Source organism: Kribbella sp. VKM Ac-2571 (assembly GCF_004362255.1).
GTDB classification, from domain to species: domain Bacteria; phylum Actinomycetota; class Actinomycetes; order Propionibacteriales; family Kribbellaceae; genus Kribbella; species Kribbella pratensis.
This window is the reverse complement of the sequence record NZ_SNWS01000005.1, coordinates 68,952-85,770: the sequence shown is the minus strand read 5'-3', so window position 1 is coordinate 85,770 and position 16,819 is coordinate 68,952. Positions and strand designations below refer to the sequence as shown.

19 protein-coding genes and 1 riboswitch are annotated in these 16,819 nt (G+C 68.4%); of the genes, 10 read left to right on the top strand and 9 right to left on the bottom strand.

The window, feature by feature from the left end; all coding sequences use genetic code 11:
• Positions 1-35 precede the first annotated feature (35 nt).
• Entirely contained in the window at positions 36-728 is a 693-nt protein-coding gene (locus EV651_RS12955) for a CHAP domain-containing protein (protein ID WP_133785404.1), read from the bottom strand.
• 173 nt (positions 729-901) lie between these two features.
• Between EV651_RS12955 and EV651_RS12950 the strand changes: the two genes are divergently transcribed.
• The gene (locus EV651_RS12950) at positions 902-1,546 is read left to right on the top strand and encodes an NBR1-Ig-like domain-containing protein (RefSeq protein WP_238156855.1); all 645 of its coding nucleotides are present in this window, start codon (positions 902-904) and stop codon (positions 1,544-1,546) included.
• Between the two features lie 91 nt (positions 1,547-1,637).
• Here the strand turns inward: EV651_RS12950 and EV651_RS12945 are convergent, their stop codons facing one another.
• Together EV651_RS12945 and EV651_RS12940 are read right to left on the bottom strand one after the other, a co-directional pair.
• Positions 1,638-2,591: a type IV toxin-antitoxin system AbiEi family antitoxin domain-containing protein gene (locus tag EV651_RS12945; protein WP_133785402.1), complete on the bottom strand. Its 954-nt coding sequence runs from the start codon at positions 2,589-2,591 to the stop codon at positions 1,638-1,640.
• Between the two features lie 180 nt (positions 2,592-2,771).
• On the bottom strand, positions 2,772-3,284 hold the full coding sequence (locus tag EV651_RS12940; protein ID WP_133785401.1) for a GbsR/MarR family transcriptional regulator: 513 nt from the start codon (positions 3,282-3,284) through the stop codon (positions 2,772-2,774).
• A gap of 97 nt (positions 3,285-3,381) precedes the next feature.
• Between EV651_RS12940 and EV651_RS12935 the strand changes: the two genes are divergently transcribed.
• From EV651_RS12935 to EV651_RS12910, 6 genes are all read left to right on the top strand, one after another.
• Complete coding sequence (locus EV651_RS12935) at positions 3,382-4,308, top strand: ABC transporter ATP-binding protein (RefSeq protein WP_133785400.1); 927 nt, start codon at positions 3,382-3,384, stop codon at positions 4,306-4,308.
• Positions 4,305-5,903 (top strand): ABC transporter permease, encoded by a 1,599-nt coding sequence (locus tag EV651_RS12930; RefSeq protein WP_133785399.1) that lies wholly within the window; start codon positions 4,305-4,307, stop codon positions 5,901-5,903. Before EV651_RS12935 ends, EV651_RS12930 begins: the two co-directional genes overlap by 4 nt.
• Positions 5,904-5,976: 73 nt before the next feature.
• Positions 5,977-6,354 (top strand): PPOX class F420-dependent oxidoreductase, encoded by a 378-nt coding sequence (locus EV651_RS12925; RefSeq protein ID WP_133785398.1) that lies wholly within the window; start codon positions 5,977-5,979, stop codon positions 6,352-6,354.
• On the top strand, positions 6,347-7,582 hold the full coding sequence (cbiE, locus tag EV651_RS12920) for a precorrin-6y C5,15-methyltransferase (decarboxylating) subunit CbiE (protein WP_133785397.1): 1,236 nt from the start codon (positions 6,347-6,349) through the stop codon (positions 7,580-7,582). The genes EV651_RS12925 and cbiE overlap by 8 nt, the downstream gene beginning before the upstream one ends.
• Before the next feature lie 37 nt (positions 7,583-7,619).
• Positions 7,620-8,360, top strand: coding sequence for a precorrin-4 C(11)-methyltransferase (gene cobM, locus EV651_RS12915; protein WP_133785396.1), 741 nt, complete (start codon positions 7,620-7,622; stop codon positions 8,358-8,360).
• Complete coding sequence (locus tag EV651_RS12910) at positions 8,357-9,100, top strand: cobalt-precorrin-6A reductase (RefSeq protein ID WP_133785395.1); 744 nt, start codon at positions 8,357-8,359, stop codon at positions 9,098-9,100. The genes cobM and EV651_RS12910 overlap by 4 nt, the downstream gene beginning before the upstream one ends.
• On the opposite strand, the gene EV651_RS12905 is transcribed toward EV651_RS12910, so the two are convergent.
• On the bottom strand, positions 9,061-9,900 hold the full coding sequence (locus tag EV651_RS12905) for a TetR/AcrR family transcriptional regulator (protein ID WP_238156854.1): 840 nt from the start codon (positions 9,898-9,900) through the stop codon (positions 9,061-9,063). The two genes, EV651_RS12910 and EV651_RS12905, sit on opposite strands and share 40 nt — an antisense overlap.
• 79 nt (positions 9,901-9,979) lie before the next feature.
• On the opposite strand from EV651_RS12905, the gene EV651_RS12900 reads away from it, so the two are divergent.
• The 3 genes from EV651_RS12900 to EV651_RS12890 all read left to right on the top strand — a co-directional run bounded on the left by EV651_RS12900 (position 9,980) and on the right by EV651_RS12890 (position 12,399).
• Positions 9,980-10,828, top strand: a complete 849-nt coding sequence (locus tag EV651_RS12900) for an SDR family oxidoreductase (RefSeq protein WP_133785394.1) — start codon at positions 9,980-9,982, stop codon at positions 10,826-10,828.
• Positions 10,829-10,895: 67 nt separating this feature from the next.
• Entirely contained in the window at positions 10,896-11,561 is a 666-nt protein-coding gene (gene rpe / locus EV651_RS12895; RefSeq protein WP_133785393.1) for a ribulose-phosphate 3-epimerase, read from the top strand.
• A gap of 85 nt (positions 11,562-11,646) precedes the next feature.
• Entirely contained in the window at positions 11,647-12,399 is a 753-nt protein-coding gene (locus tag EV651_RS12890) for an HAD-IIA family hydrolase (protein ID WP_238156886.1), read from the top strand.
• Here EV651_RS12890 and EV651_RS12885 read toward each other — a convergent pair.
• From EV651_RS12885 to EV651_RS12865, 5 genes are all read right to left on the bottom strand, one after another.
• Positions 12,396-13,142, bottom strand: a complete 747-nt coding sequence (locus tag EV651_RS12885; RefSeq protein ID WP_238156853.1) for a polysaccharide deacetylase family protein — start codon at positions 13,140-13,142, stop codon at positions 12,396-12,398. The two genes, EV651_RS12890 and EV651_RS12885, sit on opposite strands and share 4 nt — an antisense overlap.
• Before the next feature lie 117 nt (positions 13,143-13,259).
• Entirely contained in the window at positions 13,260-13,979 is a 720-nt protein-coding gene (locus EV651_RS12880) for a polysaccharide deacetylase family protein (protein WP_133785391.1), read from the bottom strand.
• 84 nt (positions 13,980-14,063) lie between these two features.
• On the bottom strand, positions 14,064-14,801 hold the full coding sequence (locus tag EV651_RS12875) for an amino acid ABC transporter ATP-binding protein (RefSeq protein WP_133785390.1): 738 nt from the start codon (positions 14,799-14,801) through the stop codon (positions 14,064-14,066).
• Positions 14,788-15,543, bottom strand: a complete 756-nt coding sequence (locus EV651_RS12870) for an amino acid ABC transporter permease (protein WP_133785389.1) — start codon at positions 15,541-15,543, stop codon at positions 14,788-14,790. The genes EV651_RS12875 and EV651_RS12870 overlap by 14 nt, the downstream gene beginning before the upstream one ends.
• Positions 15,543-16,412: an ABC transporter substrate-binding protein gene (locus tag EV651_RS12865; protein ID WP_202870306.1), complete on the bottom strand. Its 870-nt coding sequence runs from the start codon at positions 16,410-16,412 to the stop codon at positions 15,543-15,545. The genes EV651_RS12870 and EV651_RS12865 overlap by 1 nt, the downstream gene beginning before the upstream one ends.
• 207 nt (positions 16,413-16,619) lie before the next feature.
• Positions 16,620-16,753: riboswitch (FMN riboswitch) on the top strand.
• Positions 16,754-16,819: the final 66 nt, after the last annotated feature.

The window sequence follows — 16,819 nt, the reverse complement described above, 5'->3', positions numbered from 1 at the left end:
CGGAACGCGCGTCCGGGTGCTCGTCCAGGGGTGGGTCAGAAGTTCGGCCAGGCCCAGCCGAGGTAGTTGTTGAAGTAGGGCAGCGCGCGGGTGCCGATCGCGCCGCTGACGCTGGTGGCCCAGAACGTGCCGTCGCCCTTCGCGACCCCGACATGGCCGTAGGCGCTGATGTTCCAGAAGACCAGGGCGCCCTTCGGTGGGTTCAGGTCGCCGCGGTGCGCGGCGCCACGAGCCACGGCGTCGTTCCAGTCGGCGATGGCCGAGGCCCAGATGCCGGTCTTCCCGTACGAGTTCTCGGCGGCCATCTCGCAGTACCCCTGGTAGGCGGTCGATCCGCTGCGGGCGGCGTACCAGGCGACGGCCTTGTCGGCGCGCGGGTTGCTCGCGCACAGTGGCGCGATCAGGCCGCTGCTGCCGGTGTTGACGTAGGCGTCGGTGATGAAGCCCTTGCCGGGGATGTGGTCCCAGATCAGGCTGCGGCCGAACTTGCCGGTGACCGGCTCGCCGTAGATCTGGCAGTCGATCTCCACGGCTCCGTCGGGCTGGGTGCCGACCGAGCCGAAGCTGGTCGCGTTGCCGGACCGGATGGTGACGCCGGCGCCGCTGTCGGTGACGACGGTTCCGGTGGCGGCGCTGGCGGGGAGAACGCCGGTGCCGACGAGGGCGGCGCCGCTGAGGAGGGCGACAGCGGTGAGACGGGACGTGATGCGCATGAGGGCGGTACGCATGGTGGTGTTCCCTTCTGGAGTTGTACTCGCAGGGAATCAGAAAGTGACGGCGTTGTCGCAGTGGGCAACGGAGTTGATTCACTGCGGTTTGGTATTTTGTGTAGATAAGTGACGGCGAGAGCGGAGAGTGCGCCGTGCGCCCAGCCCAGGCTCGATACGTGATCGGAGCTCGCATGCGCGAGCTACGCGAGGCTGCCGGGGTTGCTTTGACCCGCGCCGCCTCCGAGTCCGGGTGGGACAAGGGGCATCTGTCCCGGGTCGAGCGCGGGCACACCAAGCCGAGCCGCGAGTTGATCGAGTGGTACGACGACTCGTTCGGAGCGAACCAGGCTCTGGTCAACCAGTTGATGGAGCTCGACGCCGCCGTACGGGCCGGCCGGGACATGTCGCAACGGGACATGCGCAGGCATGTGCAACCGGTGCTGCTTGGCGGATCCGTGCCGATCGATCATCACCCCGACGACCGGGCCGAACTGGTGGGGGAGACGGTGCCGGACGGTACGCGGGTGTGCCGGGAGCAGGTGTTCGAGAAGACGTGGGAGCTCCGCAACAGCGGCGAACGCCCGTGGCGCAACCGCTACCTCACCCGCCAAGGCGCCGCCGGCACCCCCGGCTGGCTCCGCTCCCCAGCGCGCGCCGCAGTCCCCGACGCCGACCCCGGCGACATCGTCACGGTAACCATGAAGCTCCAGGCCCCCTGCCAGGTAGGCGCCTCCACCGCCTACTTCAAACTCACCGACGAAGCCGGCCGCCTGTACTACCCAGGCCTGGAGTCCCCGCCCTTGTACTGCACCATCTTCACCATCCACGACCCCTAACCCGCCCCCACGCCGCCCCCACGCCGCCCCCGCGCCTGCTCGCTGAGCCCGTTGCACAGGAAATGGGGCGAGTGCAGGCTGAATAACCTGTTCAACGCCCCCGCCACGCCGGCGCACCCCCACTAGATGGCAGGCGTTGTCGAATGAGGTTGGCTGTGGTGAGCGGGTGATCCAGGTCCGACCAGCCGACCCGGATGACCTGGTACCCGTGTGAGCGGAGGTCGTCCTCCCGCCACTTCTCGGCCACGAGATCATCGGCGTTCCCGTACTTCGTTGCGCCGTCGAACTCGACGATCACTACCCGCTCGAGCAGGATGTCGACCCGCCCGATCAGCCGCCCGGTCGCGTCCCGGATCTCGACCTGCAACTCCGGCTCCGGGAGGCCGTGGTTCGCCAGCAGGACCCGGAGACGCGACTCGCCGACCGATTCGCTCAGCCCGTTCGCGAACCGCGCCGCCGCCCGCGCGGCCGGCGAACCGTGCCACACCCTGTGCCGATCCGCCGTCGCCACGAGCGCCTCCGGACTGACCAGGCGGTTATGCAGCGCGGCGTCGCCCAGCACGACTCCCACCTCGTACGACGAGACGCACGCGGTCTCGGCGACAGCACGGGACGGCGTCACGACCTGCAAACCGTCGACGACAGTGAGCTCGCCGGGGTCGAAGCGTGACCGGTGTACGTCGGCGATGGAATCGGAGCGCGTCCGGCCACTGGCCTTGGTCACGTGCACCTGGGACAGGTCGAGGCCCCAGGTCGGTAACCCGTGCAGCACCGCCGCCGACTGATGACTCACCACTGCACCCGGTCCCAAGCGGCTGACGACAGCTCGGGTCTTCAGGAGGTGCAGGCGCTTGGCGCGATCCCAGGAGGCCTCACTCGCGGGCGAGGCGCCTGGTTCGACATACACGTCACGCGACAGCCGCGACCACCGCCCGATCCGCAGCCGTCGCCGGAGCTCACTGTCGCTGTAGCCGCAATCCACAGCGTCCGCCCGGGTGAACCAGCCCCCACGGGCGTCCGCCAACACGCTCAACTTTGGATTCATACAGGCAAGATGCAGTCACCACACCCCTTGTGCGCCTGCGAATTCACCCCCTGTGGACAACCACAAGACGGGCCGGTGCACCCCATCCGGTGTCGGTGCACAGGAAATAACCTGTGCCGCGCCACCAGAACCTGTTCAAGCCCCCGGCGTACGGCTTCGAGTGCCTCGGCGTACGGCGGGTTAGGGGTTGAGGGGGTTGTACTCGGCGGCGATTTCGGCGTCTAGTTCGGCTTTGCGTTTTACCCAGCGTTCGGTGAGGCCCTTGACCTCTTCGCTGATGAAGTCGATGAAAGCCAGTGAGATGCGGATGCGGTGGTGGGCGTCGGTGCCTTCGCCGGCGGCGTCGAGGACCTTGCGGAGGGATTCGGACCAGCGGGCCAGTGAGGCGTCCTCGCTCATCATCGTCTGGTACCAGGCGTCGTCCTGGACGACGTACACGTCGCGGCGGCTGCCGGGCTCCCGCTCGCGGGTCGCCAGGCGCAGTTGCAGCAGGTAGTTGACCGCGCCGGAGACCGCGGCGGGACTCGCCTGCAGCTGGTCGGACAGTTCGGCGGCGGTCATCCGGCCGTCCACGCTGGACAGGATCGCGGCGAACACCCGGGCGGCCATCCGCGGCCAGCCGGTCTCGGCCAGCAGGTTGCCGAACTGCTCGGTGTATCGCCGGACGGCGTCGTCGTCTCGAAGTGCACTCACCGCCCCATCATCCCCTCTGGGTCACTCGATTACCTGACGTATGAGAAACGTGTTAGCAAGATTCACAAACTTCTGAATGAAGTGTACGTTATGAATCATGACATCAGCCATCGTGGTCTCTGGACTGCACAAGTCGTACGGAAGTACGCACGCCCTCGACGGTCTCGACCTGGAGGTCGCGACCGGTGAGGTGCATGGCTTCCTCGGGCCGAACGGCGCCGGGAAGTCCACCACCATCCGCGTCCTGCTCGGACTGCTGCGCGGTGACTCCGGTGATGTCTCGCTGCTCGGCGGCGACCCGTGGCACGACGCCGCGAAGCTGCACCGCAGGCTGGCGTACGTCCCGGGCGACGTGAACCTGTGGCCGAACCTGACCGGCGGCGAGGTGATCGACCTGCTCGGCCGGCTCCGTGGCGGGGTGGACGAGAAGAAGCGCGACGAGTTGCTGCGCCGGTTCGACCTGGACCCGACCAAGAAGGGCCGGACGTACTCCAAGGGCAACCGGCAGAAGGTCGCCCTGGTCGCCGCTCTCGCGAGTGATGTCGAGCTGCTGATCCTGGACGAGCCCACGTCCGGTCTGGACCCGCTGATGGAGGAGGTGTTCCGGCAGTGCATCGAGGAGGAGCGTCAGCGCGACCGCACCGTGCTGCTGTCGAGCCACATCCTGTCCGAGGTCGAGGCCCTGTGTGACCGGATCAGCATCATCCGCCGCGGCCAGGTGGTCGAGACCGGGACGCTGGCCGACCTGCGTCACCTCACCCGTACGTCGATCCAGGCCGAGCTGGCCGCATCGCCGAACGGGCTGGCCCAGCTGCCGGGGATCCACGGTCTCGATGTCGAGGGCAACCGGGTCCGCTGCGAGGTGGACACCGCCCAGCTCGACGCTGTGATGCGGCAGCTGTCCGCGAGCGGGATCAAGAGCCTGGTGGCGCAGCCGCCGACGCTCGAGGAGCTGTTCCTGCGGCACTACGAGGACGACGTACCTGCCCAGGACTCAACTGAGCCTGAGGCGGCCGTGCGATGAACGACTTCGTCGGAATCGGGACACTGGTGCGGCTCGCGCTGCGCCGGGACCGGATCCTGATCCCGATCTGGATCCTGGTCTTCGTGATCACGGCCGCCGGATCGGCCAAGGCGTCGATCGATCTGTACTCCGATCAGAACGCCCTGGTCGAGGCTGCGCGGACGTCGAACGCGTCGCCGGCGCTGGTCTCGCTGTACGGCCGGATCTTCGACGAGTCCTCGCTCGGGGAGGTCTCGCTGTTCAAGCTCACCGCGTTCGGCGCGCTACTGGTCGGACTGCTCGGCGGCATGCTCGTCGTACGGCACACCCGCAGTGAGGAGGAGTCCGGGCGGCTCGAGTTGCTGAGTGCCGGCGTACTCGGTCGGTACGCCGCTCTGGCCTCCGCACTGATCGTGTCCGGGGCGACTGTGATCGTGCTCGGGCTGCTGACTGCGCTGTCGCTGATGGGCAGTGGCTTGGACACGAAGGGGTCGTTCGCGTTCGGGTTGATGTGGGCGGCTGCTGGGCTCTCGTTCGCTGGTGTGGCTGCTGTGACCTCACAGGTCAGCGAGAGCGCCCGGGCTGCGAACGGGCTCACTGCGGTAGTGCTCGGCGTGGCGTACGTACTGCGCGCCATCGGCGACTCGTCCGCAGACGGCAGCACGCAGTGGGTCTCGTGGCTGTCACCGATCGGCTGGGCCCAGCAGGTCCGTCCGTACGCCGGTGAGCGGTGGGTCGTACTGCTGCTACCGCTGGCGTTCCTCGCGCTACTGATCACTGCAGCGACCGCACTGATCCGGCGGCGTGACCTAGGCGCCGGTCTGGTGCCGCCACGTCCCGGACCGCCCAGGGCGGCCAAGTCGTTGCGTTCGCCGCTCGCACTGGCGTGGCGGCTGCACCGGGGCTCGCTGTACGCCTGGGGTTTCGCGTTCCTGCTACTCGGGCTGCTGGTCGGCAACATCGCCAGCAACGTCGACGGGTTCGTCACGAGCGACAGTGCCAAGGAGATGGTGCAGAAGCTCGGTGGTGTGGAGGGCATCACCGATGCGTTCCTGGCGACCGAGATGGGCATGGTGGGGCTGCTCGCGTCGGCGTTCGGTATCCAGGCGGCGCTCCGGCTGCGGTCGGAGGAGACCGCCCTCCGGGCCGAGCCGCTGCTGGCGACCGGTGTGACCCGGGCGCAGTGGCTGGCTAGCCACGTGCTGATGGCACTGCTCGGCACCGGCGCATTGATCCTGGTCGCCGGGCTGGGCTCTGGCATCTCGAGTGGAGCGTCACTCGGCAACATGGGCCGTCAGGTGCCGCGGATGCTCGGTGCGGCCGCCGTACAGCTGCCTGCGATCTGGCTGGTGACCGCTCTGGTCGTCGTCCTGTTCGGGCTCGCGCCCAAGCTGGTGACCGGCGGGTGGGCGCTGTACGGCGTGTTCCTGCTGATCGGTCAGTTCGGTGAGATCTTCAACCTGCCGCAGTGGATGATCAACCTCAGCCCGTACGGCCACACGCCGCGGTTGCCGGGCGGTGACTTCTCCGTCGCCCCCGTGCTCTGGCTGACCGCGATCGCCGCCGCACTTACCATCGCCGGCTTCACCACATTCCGCCGCCGCGACATCGGTTAACCACGATCAGCGCTGGTCTGAGGGCACAGGCCCGCCCGGCACGTCACCGGGCGGGCCTGTCTACGATCGCTGGGTGTTCAGTGAGCAGCTGGTGGAGTTCTGGAGCGAGCGGCACCTGTGTGTGCTGAGTACGGTCCGGTCGGACGGGACGGTGCACGCGACGCCCGTTGGAGCGACCTTGGACGTCGAGGCGGGGCTGGTGCGGGTGATTTGCTCCGGTACGTCGTACAAGGCCCGGGCGATCCGGCGGCTCGGAGAGGCGGCTGTCGCGGTGACACAGGTGGACGGCCGGCGCTGGAGCACGATCGAAGGGCGTGCTGTGGTCAGTGACGACCCTGCGCGGGTGCACGAGGCCGAACGGCGGTACGCCAAGCGCTACAAGGAGCCACGGGTCAACCCGCAGCGCGTAGTCATCGAGATTGCTGTCACGAAGGTCCTCGGCAATGCCTGACCCCATCACCGTCGTAGGCCTCGGCGCCGACGGCTGGACCGGCCTCACAACCCCAGCCCGCCACGCCATCGAACAGGCCGAAGTCCTCCTAGGCAGCCCCCGCCAACTCGCCCTCCTCCCATCTACCACCTCCACCCCACCCACCTCGGATGGGGCGGCTGACCCGTCCGGTGCCGTGCGGGTTCCTTGGCCTTCGCCTCTGTCGGAGGCGCTTCCGCGGTTGTTGGCGGAGCACCGAGGGCGGCGGATCTGTGTGTTGGCGAGTGGTGACCCGACGTTCCACGGCATCGGTACGACGCTGGTCCGGTTGCTCGGCGCTGACGCCGTACACGTGATCCCGCAGCCGTCGAGCGTCTCGTTGGCGTGTGCGCGACTCGGCTGGGCGCAGGATCAGGTGCAAGTGGTGAGCCTGGTGACCAACCCGGTCGAGCGACTCCACCCGCACCTGCAGCCCGGCCGACGGGTCCTGATCCTCAGCCGAGGCGCCCAAACCCCGGCCGAGGTCGCGGATCTGTTAATTGCCCGAGGCTACGGCTCCAGCGAGTTCACCGTCCTCGAACAGCTCGGCGGCCCAGCCGAACGCGTCCGTACGACGAACGCCACCGACTGGTCCGACGACGTCGACCCGCTCAACGTCATCGCCGTACTCTGTCCACACGACGCCCCCGTCCTCTCAACAGCACCCGGCCTGCCCGACGACGCGTACGAGAACGACGGCCAACTGACCAAACGCGAAGTCCGCGCGGTCACCCTGTCCCGTCTCGCACCCGTCCCCGGACAACTGCTCTGGGACATCGGCGGCGGCGCGGGCAGCATCGCGATCGAGTGGTCCCGGCACCACCCGACCTGCCACGCGATCGCTGTCGAACGCGACCCCGACCGCGCGAAACGCCTTGAACGCAACGTGGCCGCACTGGGTGCGGCCGTGGAGACGGTCGAAGGTGCAGCCCCGGCAGCGCTCGACGGTCTCGAATCGCCGGACGCGATCTTCATCGGCGGGGGCGCGACGGCCGCCGGCATGTTCGACGCCTGCTGGAACGCGCTCCGCCCCGGCGGTCGCCTGGTCGCCAACGGGGTCACGCTGGAGACCGAGTCCCTGATCGCCCAGTGGTACAAGGCCGTCGGCGGCGACCTCATCCGCCTCGAAGTGCAACGTGCCGCGGCTGTCGGCACGATGACCGGTTGGCGCCCGGCGATGCCGGTGACGATCTGGAGCGTGACCAAGTGACAATCCTGAGGCCGGGCCTCCGCGGGGGCATCGACTCATGACGGTGCACTTCATCGGTGCCGGACCCGGCGCGGCGGATCTGATCACCGTCCGCGGCCGCGACCTGATCGCGTCGTCACCCGTCTGTCTGTACGCCGGTGCGCTCGTCCCGGTCGAACTCCTCGACCACTGCCCGCCCGGCGCCCGCAAGGTCGACACCGCGAACCTGACCCTCGACGAGATCGTCGCCGAGCTCGCCACCGCGCACGCCGCCGGCCGCGACGTCGCTCGCCTGCACTCCGGCGACCCGTCCGTGTTCAGCGCGATGGCCGAACAGATGCGCCGCCTCGACACCCTCGAGATCCCGTACGACGTGACACCGGGCGTACCGGCGTACGCCGCGGCCGCCGCCACCCTCGGCCGTGAGCTGACCGTCCCCGAGGTCGGGCAGACCGTCGTCCTCACCCGGATCGGAGGCAGCGCCAGCGCGATGCCGGCCGGTGAGGATCTCGCGACCCTCGGCGCGAGCCAGGCGACGATCGTCCTGCATCTTGCGGTGCAGCAGATCGAACGCGTGGTCGAGGAACTCGTCCCGAACTACGGCGCGGGCTGCCCGGTCGCTGTCGTCGCGCGAGCTTCTCGCGACGACGAGGTCGTCCTGCGCGGCACGCTCGCCGATATCGCTGAGCAGGTGAAGGCTGCCGGTGTTCGCCGTACCGCCGTCATCATCGCCGGAAAGGTGCTGTCGGCAACGGCTTTTCGGGACAGTCATCTCTACTCGGCCGATCGGTCTCGATGAAGGTTCTGCTGCTCGGCGGGACGGGGGAGGCCCGCGAGCTGGCGGGTCTGCTGGCTGGGGCCGGGGTCGAGGTGGTGTCGTCGTTGGCGGGGCGGACGGCCGATGCGCGAGTTCCGGTTGGTGAGGTGCGGGTCGGTGGGTTCGGTGGGGCCGCCGGGCTGGCGGGGTGGTTGCGGGAGCATCCGGTTGATGCGGTGATCGATGCGACGCATCCGTTTGCGGCGATGATCACTGCGAATGCGTTTTCCGCCACGCGCGAGGTCGGTGTGCCGCTGCTGGTGCTGCGGCGGCCGGGTTGGGCCGCGGAGCCTGGCGACAACTGGCATTGGGTCGAGACCGCTTCCGCGGCTGCTGAGTTGCTGCCGGAGCTCGGGACGCGGGCGTTTCTCACGATCGGACGGCAGGGGCTTGATGCTTTCGCTGGAACGGGGCTGTGGACGCTGGCTCGGTGCGTCGACCCGCCTGAACCTCCTCCCACCTGGTGCACGCTGATTCTTGCCCGCGGTCCCTTTACCCTCGCCGACGAGGAGAGGATCCTGCGCGACCACACCATCGACGTACTGGTCACCAAGGACAGCGGCGGACCCGCCACAGCCGCCAAACTCACCGCGGCCCGCGGACTGGCGATTCCTGTCATCGTGATCCGCCGCCCACCTCTACCTGCAGGGCCTGAGGTGGTCGAGACGGTCGAGGGGGCCGTTCAGTGGGTGATGCGAGCGAGCCACTCACCGAGCACGTGACGCTCGCCGTCAGTCAGCATCTCAAGCTCCGGCAACCGCGCCCGCAACGCGTTCGCAGCCGTCACTGCTCCCGCACTCCGCGCCACACCCGCCCGAGCCCTGCCGTCCGCCAACCCGCCGTCGGGCCGTCCGTCGTCCGCGAGCCCATCGTGCGTGGTCCCGCCGTTTGCGGTTTCGTGGTCTGTCGCGATGGCTGTGATCAAGGCGTCGAACATGGCGTCTGCCAGTCGCGGATCGCGGCGCTCCTCGGGGACGGCTAGCAGCGCTAGTACGGCGCCTGAACCGGCCGCCTGTACCAGTTCCGCGGCCAGGTCCTCGTCGACGCGCAACCGTCCGGCGGCTGCGATGTTGCGGATCCGGGTGCGCAGGATCGCCAGCCCGGCCTCGGCTGCCGCGGGGCGCCGGCCCGGCTGCGTGTCGGCGTACATCAGCAGGAAGAGTGCCGGGTTCGCCAGCCCGAACCCGATGTGCAGGTCCCACCCCGCGCGGAGGTCCGTGATCGGGTCGGCCGTCGGATCGAGCGGTGGTTTGTCCGCGAGGTACGTCGAGAACCCGTACTCGAGCACCGCCGCGAGCAGCCCGTCCTTGTCGCCGAACAGCCGGTAGATCGTCGGCGCCTGCGTACCGGCCGCGGCCGCGACCGCCCGTGTCGACACCGCCTCCCGCCCACCCGCCGCGAGCAATCCGGCAGCAACCTCGACGATGTGAGCCCGCATCCGATCCCGCCCACTGACGCCGTCGCTCGTGCCGTCGCCGATGGTCGCGTCGTCTGGCGTCTGGTCGGTCTGCGGCTCCTCCACGGGCCCAACGGTAGCGGTTGGCTCGACCTGTTAACAGTGATAGCGTCATTCTGTATCCATCGATAACAAGGAGCTGTAGATGATCATCGTCACCGGAGCTACCGGTCGCCTCGGCGGTGCTGTCGTCGACCGCCTCGCCGACCGTGTTCCCACCGGTCAGCTCGGCGTCAGCGTGCGTGACCCGGAGAAGGCCGCGGACCTTGCCGCCCGCGGCGTCCGGGTACGGCGCGGAGACTTCGGCGACCCGGATTCGCTCGCGCACGCATTCGAAGGCGCCACGCAGGTACTGATCGTTTCCGGCCCGGCCGACCCGGAGCCGCACCACGTCGCGATCGACCTCGCCAAGTCCGCCGGCGCCGAGCGCATCCTCTACACCAGCCACCAGGCCGCGAACCCGGACTCCTTGTTCCTCGCGACCCGCGGCCACGCCGCGACCGAACAGGATCTGATGAATTCCGGCGTACCGTTCACGGCGCTGCGCAACGGTTTCTACGCCAGTACGCCGGTCTTCCTGCTGCGGTCCGCGCTGGAGACGGGGGAGTTGATCCTGCCGGAGGATGGGCCGTTCTCCTGGACAGCACACCGGGATCTGGCCGACGCGGCGGTGCTCGCGCTCACCGAGCCGGGACGCCTTGACGGCCTCACGCCGGCGCTGACCGGGCCGGAGTTGCTCGACTACGCGGACATCGCCGCGATCGCTTCGGAGCTCGTCGGGCGGAAGATCGTCCGGGTCACTGTCCCGGACGAGGAGTGGAAGCGGGCGGCTCTCGGCCGTGGGATGCCGGAGTTCCTGGTCGACCTGACACTGGGCATCTTCGCGGCCGCCCGGCGCGGCGAGTTCGCCGTCGTCGACCCCACGCTGCCGGCACTCCTCGGCCGCCCGGCCACGACGCTCCGTGAGGTCCTCGCCGCCGAGCTCACCGCGTAGAGCACGCCCGACCAGTACCGGGGCATGCCCTGACCGTCGGCGGCAAGTGGGTCGATAGATTGACGCCATGGGGATTCAGATCGCGCCTAGCATCCTGGCCGCCGACTTCTCGCGACTGTCGGACGAGGCGGCCGCCGTGTCGAATGCGGACTGGCTGCACGTCGACGTGATGGACAACCATTTCGTGCCGAATCTGACCCTCGGGTTGCCGGTGGTCGAGTCGCTGGCCAAGGCGACCGACCTGCCGCTCGACTGTCACCTGATGATCGAGGACCCGGACCGCTGGGCGCCTGGGTACGTCGAGGCGGGCGCGTCGAGCGTCACGTTCCACGTCGAGGCCTGCCGGGCGCCGATCCGGACCGCGCGGGAGATCCGGGCCAAGGGCGCACGGGCCGCGATGGCGCTCAGGCCCGCAACCGCGATCGAGCCGTACGAGGACCTGCTGGCCGAGCTCGACATGATCCTGATCATGACCGTCGAACCAGGTTTCGGCGGGCAGAAGTTCCTCGACGTCTGCCTCCCCAAGATTCGCCGCACCCGCCAACTGCTCGACAAGCACGGCCTGGACCTGTGGATCGAGATCGACGGCGGTGTCTCGGCCGACACCATCGAGCGCTGCGCGGAGGCCGGCGCCGACGTGTTCGTGGCCGGCTCGGCCGTGTACGCCGCCGACGACCCGAACGCGATGGTCGAGCAGCTCCGCGGTCTCGCCGAGCAGTCCGCCGGCCGGTAAGGCGGATAAGTCCGGCCCAGACCAGTCAGGCCTCTACGATGGGCCGGTGAGCGAGCACAAACCGGTGGACACCTGGCTGACCGACATGGACGGCGTGCTGGTGCACGAGGAACGCGCCATCCCCGGCGCCAGCGAGTTCATCGCGGCGCTGCAGGCGTCCGGCAAGAAGTTCCTGGTCCTCACCAACAACTCGATCTTCACCCCACGCGATCTCCGCGCCCGCCTGCTTGCCGCGGGCATCGACATCCCGGAGCGGTCGATCTGGACCAGCGCGCTCGCCACCGCGCAGTTCCTCGACGACCAGCGGCCGCGCGGAACGGCGTACGTGATCGGCGAGGCGGGACTGACCACCGCGCTGCACGAGATCGGGTACGTGCTGACCGAGCGCGACCCGGACTACGTCGTCCTCGGCGAGACCCGGACGTACTCGTTCGAGGCGATCACCAAGGCGATCCGGCTGATCGCCGAAGGCGCCCGCTTCATCGCGACCAACCCGGACCCGACCGGCCCGTCACAAGAGGGTCCGCTGCCGGCGACCGGCTCGGTCGCCGCGCTCATCACCCGGGCCACAGGCGTCGCGCCGTACTTCGTCGGCAAGCCGAACCCGCTGATGATGCGCAGCGCCCTGAACCGGATCGAGGGGCACTCCGAGACCACCGTGATGATCGGTGACCGGATGGACACCGACATCATCAGCGGTCTCGAGGCAGGCCTGCGGAGCGTGCTCGTGCTGTCCGGATCGACCGCCGACCACGAGGTCGAGCGCTTCCCGTACCGCCCGACCCGCGTGGTCCAGTCGATCGCCGACGTCGTACCGCTCGTGACCGCGATGTCCTAGCAGGTCAGAACGCGGAAACCGTAGCCCTGGGCCTTCAGGGCCTTGAGGATCACAGGCAATGCCGCCACAGTCTGGGTGCGGTTGCCGCCGCCGTCGTGCATCAGGATCACCGAGCCGCTGTGCACGTTCTTCAGCACACGTTGCACGATCGCCGCCGTACCGGGCTTGGTCCAGTCCCGCGAGTCCACGGTCCACACGACGAGGTCCTTGCCGAGTGCCTTCGCCCGTTGCCGGACGGTTGCGTTCACCCCGCCGTACGGCGGTCGCAGGCAGGCCGGCGTACTGCCGATCTGTGTCCGGATGGTCGTATCCGTCGACGTCACCTGCTGCCGGAACGCGGCCGCGCCGAGGTTGCGGAGGTCGGCGTGCGTCCAGGTGTGGTTCTGCACGCTGTGGCCGGCCTCGTGGACCCGCTTGGTCAGCTCGGGATGCTTCTGGACGTTCTGCCCGACCTCGAAGAACGTCGCCTTGGCGCCGTACTGCGCGAGGATGCCGAGCACCATCGGGGTGTAGGTGGCATCAGGCCCGTCGTCGAACGTCAGTACGACGTACTTGGTCGGCAGCGGCGTCTTCGTCGGCGTCGCCGGTGCCGCTGCGGGTGGAGTGGACGTGGGCGTGGGCGTGGGTTGTCCGGCCGGTGACTTCGCCGCAGCGACGACCACCGAGCCGATCACCGCGCTCACCAGCATCATCATCGCGAGCCCGATCATGCGATGACCGGACCGCGTCAAACGAACATCCATGCATCCCCCCAGGGCGGTGGGTGGTTCGCTTCCTGCGGTCAACCCTGGGTGCGACGGCCGCGAAAGCCAGGCACCACGCCGCTTCCCCGTCAACAAGTCACGGATAGCGGACGCGCATCAGGTGCACGACATCGTGGTGAAGCCGTAGCCTCTGGCCTTCAGGGTCCGCAGGATCGTCGGCAGCGCCGCGACCGTCTGGCTGCGGTTGCCGCCGCCGTCGTGCATCAGGATCACCGAACCGCTGTGTACGTTCGCCAGTGCCCGGCGCACGATCACCGACGTTCCCGGGCGGGACCAGTCGCGGGTGTCGATGGTCCACACACGGATGCTCTTGCCGAGGGCGGCGGCCCTCCGCGAGACCAGTTTGTTCGTCCCGCCGTACGGCGGCCGGAGACAGCGCGGGGTGTACCCCGTCTGGGCCCGGATGTACCGGTCCGTCTTCTGGACCTGGTACCTGAACGCGCTCGCGGAGACGTGCCGGAGGTCCGGGTGCGACCAGGTGTGGTTCTGCACGCTGTTGCCCTGCTGATAGACCCGTCGGGTCAGGGACGGGTAGCGCGCAACGTTCTGGCCGATCTCGAAGAAGGTCGCTCTCGCCCCGTATGCGCGAAGGATCTTCAGGATCTGCGCGGTGTAGCGCGAACTCGGGCCGTCGTCGAAGGTGAGATACACGTACTTGCTCGTCGCACTGGCCTGCGCGACCGAGCTGGTGGCTGCTCGGCTCGTGGCTTGCGGCGCGGCCGTCGCCACCAGGCCGAGCGCAGCCGAGAGTGCGATGGCGACTGCTGCGATCACGAACCGGCTGGACCGCCCGGCCGACCGACGATACGGAGACATGACTACCCCCAGTTGCTGCTCCACCCCCGAACGGGGTTCTTCCATCGTGCGCCCAGATGTCTCTTGGGGCCAGAGCGGACGGTCTCAGAGCACTTGGGAGAGGAACTGGCGCAACCGAGCCGACTCGGCGGCGTCGAAGATCTGTTCGGGTACGCCGGACTCGACGACGACGCCGTGGTCCATGAAGGCCACCTGGTCGGCGACCTCGCGGGCGAACCCCATTTCGTGGGTGACCACGACCATCGTCATCCCGGCCTCGGCGAGGTCCGCCATCAGCGACAGCACGCCCTTGACCAGCTCGGGATCCAGCGCCGACGTGGCCTCGTCGAAGAGCATCACCTCGGGCTCCATCGCCAGCGCCCGCGCGATCGCGACCCGCTGCTGCTGACCGCCGGACAGGTTCCCGGGCCGCGCTCCGGCCTTGTGCGCCAGGCCGACCAACTCGAGCTGCGCGCGGGCGGCCGCCTGTGCGGCCTCGGCGTCGAGCTTCTTGATCTTGCGCAGCGGAAGCGTGATGTTGTCGAGCACGCTCTTGTGCGGGAACAGGTTGAAGTGCTGGAACACCATGCCGATGCGCCGTCGCAGTACGTCGGCATCGCCCCGCAGTACCGACTCGCCGCCGAGCTTCACATCACCCGCGTCCGGTTCGAGCAGCCGGTTGATCGCACGCAGCAGCGTCGACTTCCCGGACCCCGACGGGCCGATCACGCAGGCGGTCTGCCCGGCCGGTACGACGAGATCGACGCCGCGCAGCACCTTGTTGGTGCCGAACGCGAGCTCGACACCGCTCACCTCCAGGCTGGCTGCCTCAACGGTTCGCATGCGCGAGCTCCTCCAGTTGTACGTCCTCCGACTCGACCGGTCGTCCTTCGCGTAGCCGCTTGTCGAAGTGGTTGACCAAGTGCGTCAGCGGGACCGTGATCACCAGGTAGAAGATGCCCGCGAGCAGCAACGGGGACAGGTTGCCGTTGGTCGCGGCCGCGTCCTGACCGATCCGGAACAGTTCGCGCTGGCTCGCCAGCAGACCGAGGAAGTACACCAGGCTCGACTCCTTCACGAGCGCGATGAACTGGTTCACCAGCGCCGGCAGCACCCGACGTACCCCTTGCGGGATGACGACCAGCCGCATGCCGCTCGTGTAGCTGAAGCCCAGTGCACGGGCGGCCTCGAGCTGCCCTTTCTCCACACTCTGGATTCCGGAACGGAAGATCTCGCCGATGTACGCCGCGGCGATCAGGGAGAGCGCGAGAATGCCGAGCGGGTACGGGTTCGGGCCCCACCAGTGCCGGGTGATCGGGGACAGGCCCTGGCCGATCAGCAGGATGGTCAGGATCGCGGGCAGGCCGCGGAAGATGTCGGTGTAGAGCTTCGCCGGCCAGCGCAGCCAGCGCTTGCTGGACAGGGCGAGGACCGCCACGAGCATACCGAGCAGGGTGCCCAGCACGACCGAGGCGGCCGCCAGAATCAGGGTGTTGACCAGTCCTACCTTCAGCATCTCGGGCAGGACCGCCTTCATCGACTCCCAGTCGAGGAAGGTGTCGTTCAGGGTGGACCAGATGTCCATCAGGCTTTGGGAGCCGTGAACTTGACCGATCCGCTGCCCGGCTTGAAGTTCGCCGGTACGGCGCGACCCGGGTAGTACTGCTCGACCAGCTTGGTCCAGGTGCCGTCGGCGATCACCTCGTCGAGCGCCTTGTTCACGGCTTCGCGGAGCTTGTCGTTGCTCTTCGCCACCGCGAACGCCATCGGCGCGTCGCTCAGCTCCTTCGCGGCCAGGATCACCGTGCCGCCGCCTTGCTCCTTCGCCATCTTCTCGCCGATCTCGGCGGGCGAGACCCAGGCGTCCGCCGTACCGGCCTTGAGCTGGCCGAGCGCGGCGTTGTAGTTCGGGACGCGGACCGGGTTCAGGTTCTTCTGCGTGGCGTAGTCGTCCTGGACGGTGCCCTGGACGACCACGACGCGCTTGCCGGTGAGCTGGTCGAACGACGTGATCGCCAAAGAATTAGAGCTAGCGTTCTTGGTGGTAACCAGGCCGAGGTAGCCGAAGTCGTACCCGTTGCTGAACGCAACCGTATTCTTCCGCGCCTCGGTGACCGTGATCGACGAGCTGCCGAGGTCGAACTGGCCGCCGTTCACCTGCGACAGCAGCGCCGAGAAGTCGGTCCCGACGAACTCCGGCTTCAGGTTCAGCTTCGCCGCGACCGCGGTGATCAGGTCGTTGTCGAACCCGGTGAACTTCCCGTCCTTCACGTAGACGTTCGGCGGCGCGTCGGTCAGGGTCCCGATCCGCAGCGTCCCCGCCTTCATCAGCCCCAGATCCTGGCCGCCGGCCGCGGCATCGTCCTGATTGCTGCCACAGGCAACCATCGCGCTCGCCAAGGTGATGGCCCCGACCACTGCGACAACCCGCCGAAAAGCGCCGAACGCGCGCACGACTGTCTCCTCACAACGTCAACGAAGGCAGGACGGTTCGCCCCGCCGCAGCAAGCCAACACCAGGCGAGCGACCCACATTCCCCGCCGACAAAGCCTGAGACAGCGCCGAATGTCTACTCAAATCGTGCTATATCAGCTCACGATGTGACCTGGGTCGTGGTGCGGGTTGCGGGGAGGGGCATACTTGAAGCACGAGTGAACCCACTCGCGTGCTCCGGGGTCGGTGTAATTCCGAGCCGGCGGTTACAGTCCGCGACCCGGTCGCTGCGGTTCGGCGATCGGTTGACCTGGTGGAATTCCAGGACCGACGGTGAAAGTCCGGATGGGAGGCGCACGCGGTCGGCGGGTGTGCTCTGGCGCCCGACGGCGCGGAGCGTGGACTGCACAGCCCACGGGACGCGGCGG

Excerpts from the sequence above, each read along its gene's own strand:
- EV651_RS12955 (WP_133785404.1), bottom strand. The coding sequence starts at position 728 with ATGCGTACCGCCCTCATGCGCATCACGTCCCGTCTCACCGCTGTCGCC.
- EV651_RS12950 (WP_238156855.1), top strand. The coding sequence starts at position 902 with ATGCGCGAGCTACGCGAGGCTGCCGGGGTTGCTTTGACCCGCGCCGCC.
- EV651_RS12945 (WP_133785402.1), bottom strand. The coding sequence starts at position 2,591 with ATGAATCCAAAGTTGAGCGTGTTGGCGGACGCCCGTGGGGGCTGGTTC.
- EV651_RS12935 (WP_133785400.1), top strand. The coding sequence starts at position 3,382 with ATGACATCAGCCATCGTGGTCTCTGGACTGCACAAGTCGTACGGAAGT.
- EV651_RS12930 (WP_133785399.1), top strand. The coding sequence starts at position 4,305 with ATGAACGACTTCGTCGGAATCGGGACACTGGTGCGGCTCGCGCTGCGC.
- cbiE (WP_133785397.1), top strand. The coding sequence starts at position 6,347 with ATGCCTGACCCCATCACCGTCGTAGGCCTCGGCGCCGACGGCTGGACC.
- cobM (WP_133785396.1), top strand. The coding sequence starts at position 7,620 with ATGACGGTGCACTTCATCGGTGCCGGACCCGGCGCGGCGGATCTGATC.
- EV651_RS12910 (WP_133785395.1), top strand. The coding sequence starts at position 8,357 with ATGAAGGTTCTGCTGCTCGGCGGGACGGGGGAGGCCCGCGAGCTGGCG.
- EV651_RS12900 (WP_133785394.1), top strand. The coding sequence starts at position 9,980 with ATGATCATCGTCACCGGAGCTACCGGTCGCCTCGGCGGTGCTGTCGTC.
- rpe (WP_133785393.1), top strand. The coding sequence starts at position 10,896 with ATGGGGATTCAGATCGCGCCTAGCATCCTGGCCGCCGACTTCTCGCGA.
- EV651_RS12890 (WP_238156886.1), top strand. The coding sequence starts at position 11,647 with ATGGACGGCGTGCTGGTGCACGAGGAACGCGCCATCCCCGGCGCCAGC.
- EV651_RS12885 (WP_238156853.1), bottom strand. The coding sequence starts at position 13,142 with ATGGATGTTCGTTTGACGCGGTCCGGTCATCGCATGATCGGGCTCGCG.
- EV651_RS12880 (WP_133785391.1), bottom strand. The coding sequence starts at position 13,979 with ATGTCTCCGTATCGTCGGTCGGCCGGGCGGTCCAGCCGGTTCGTGATC.
- EV651_RS12875 (WP_133785390.1), bottom strand. The coding sequence starts at position 14,801 with ATGCGAACCGTTGAGGCAGCCAGCCTGGAGGTGAGCGGTGTCGAGCTC.
- EV651_RS12870 (WP_133785389.1), bottom strand. The coding sequence starts at position 15,543 with ATGGACATCTGGTCCACCCTGAACGACACCTTCCTCGACTGGGAGTCG.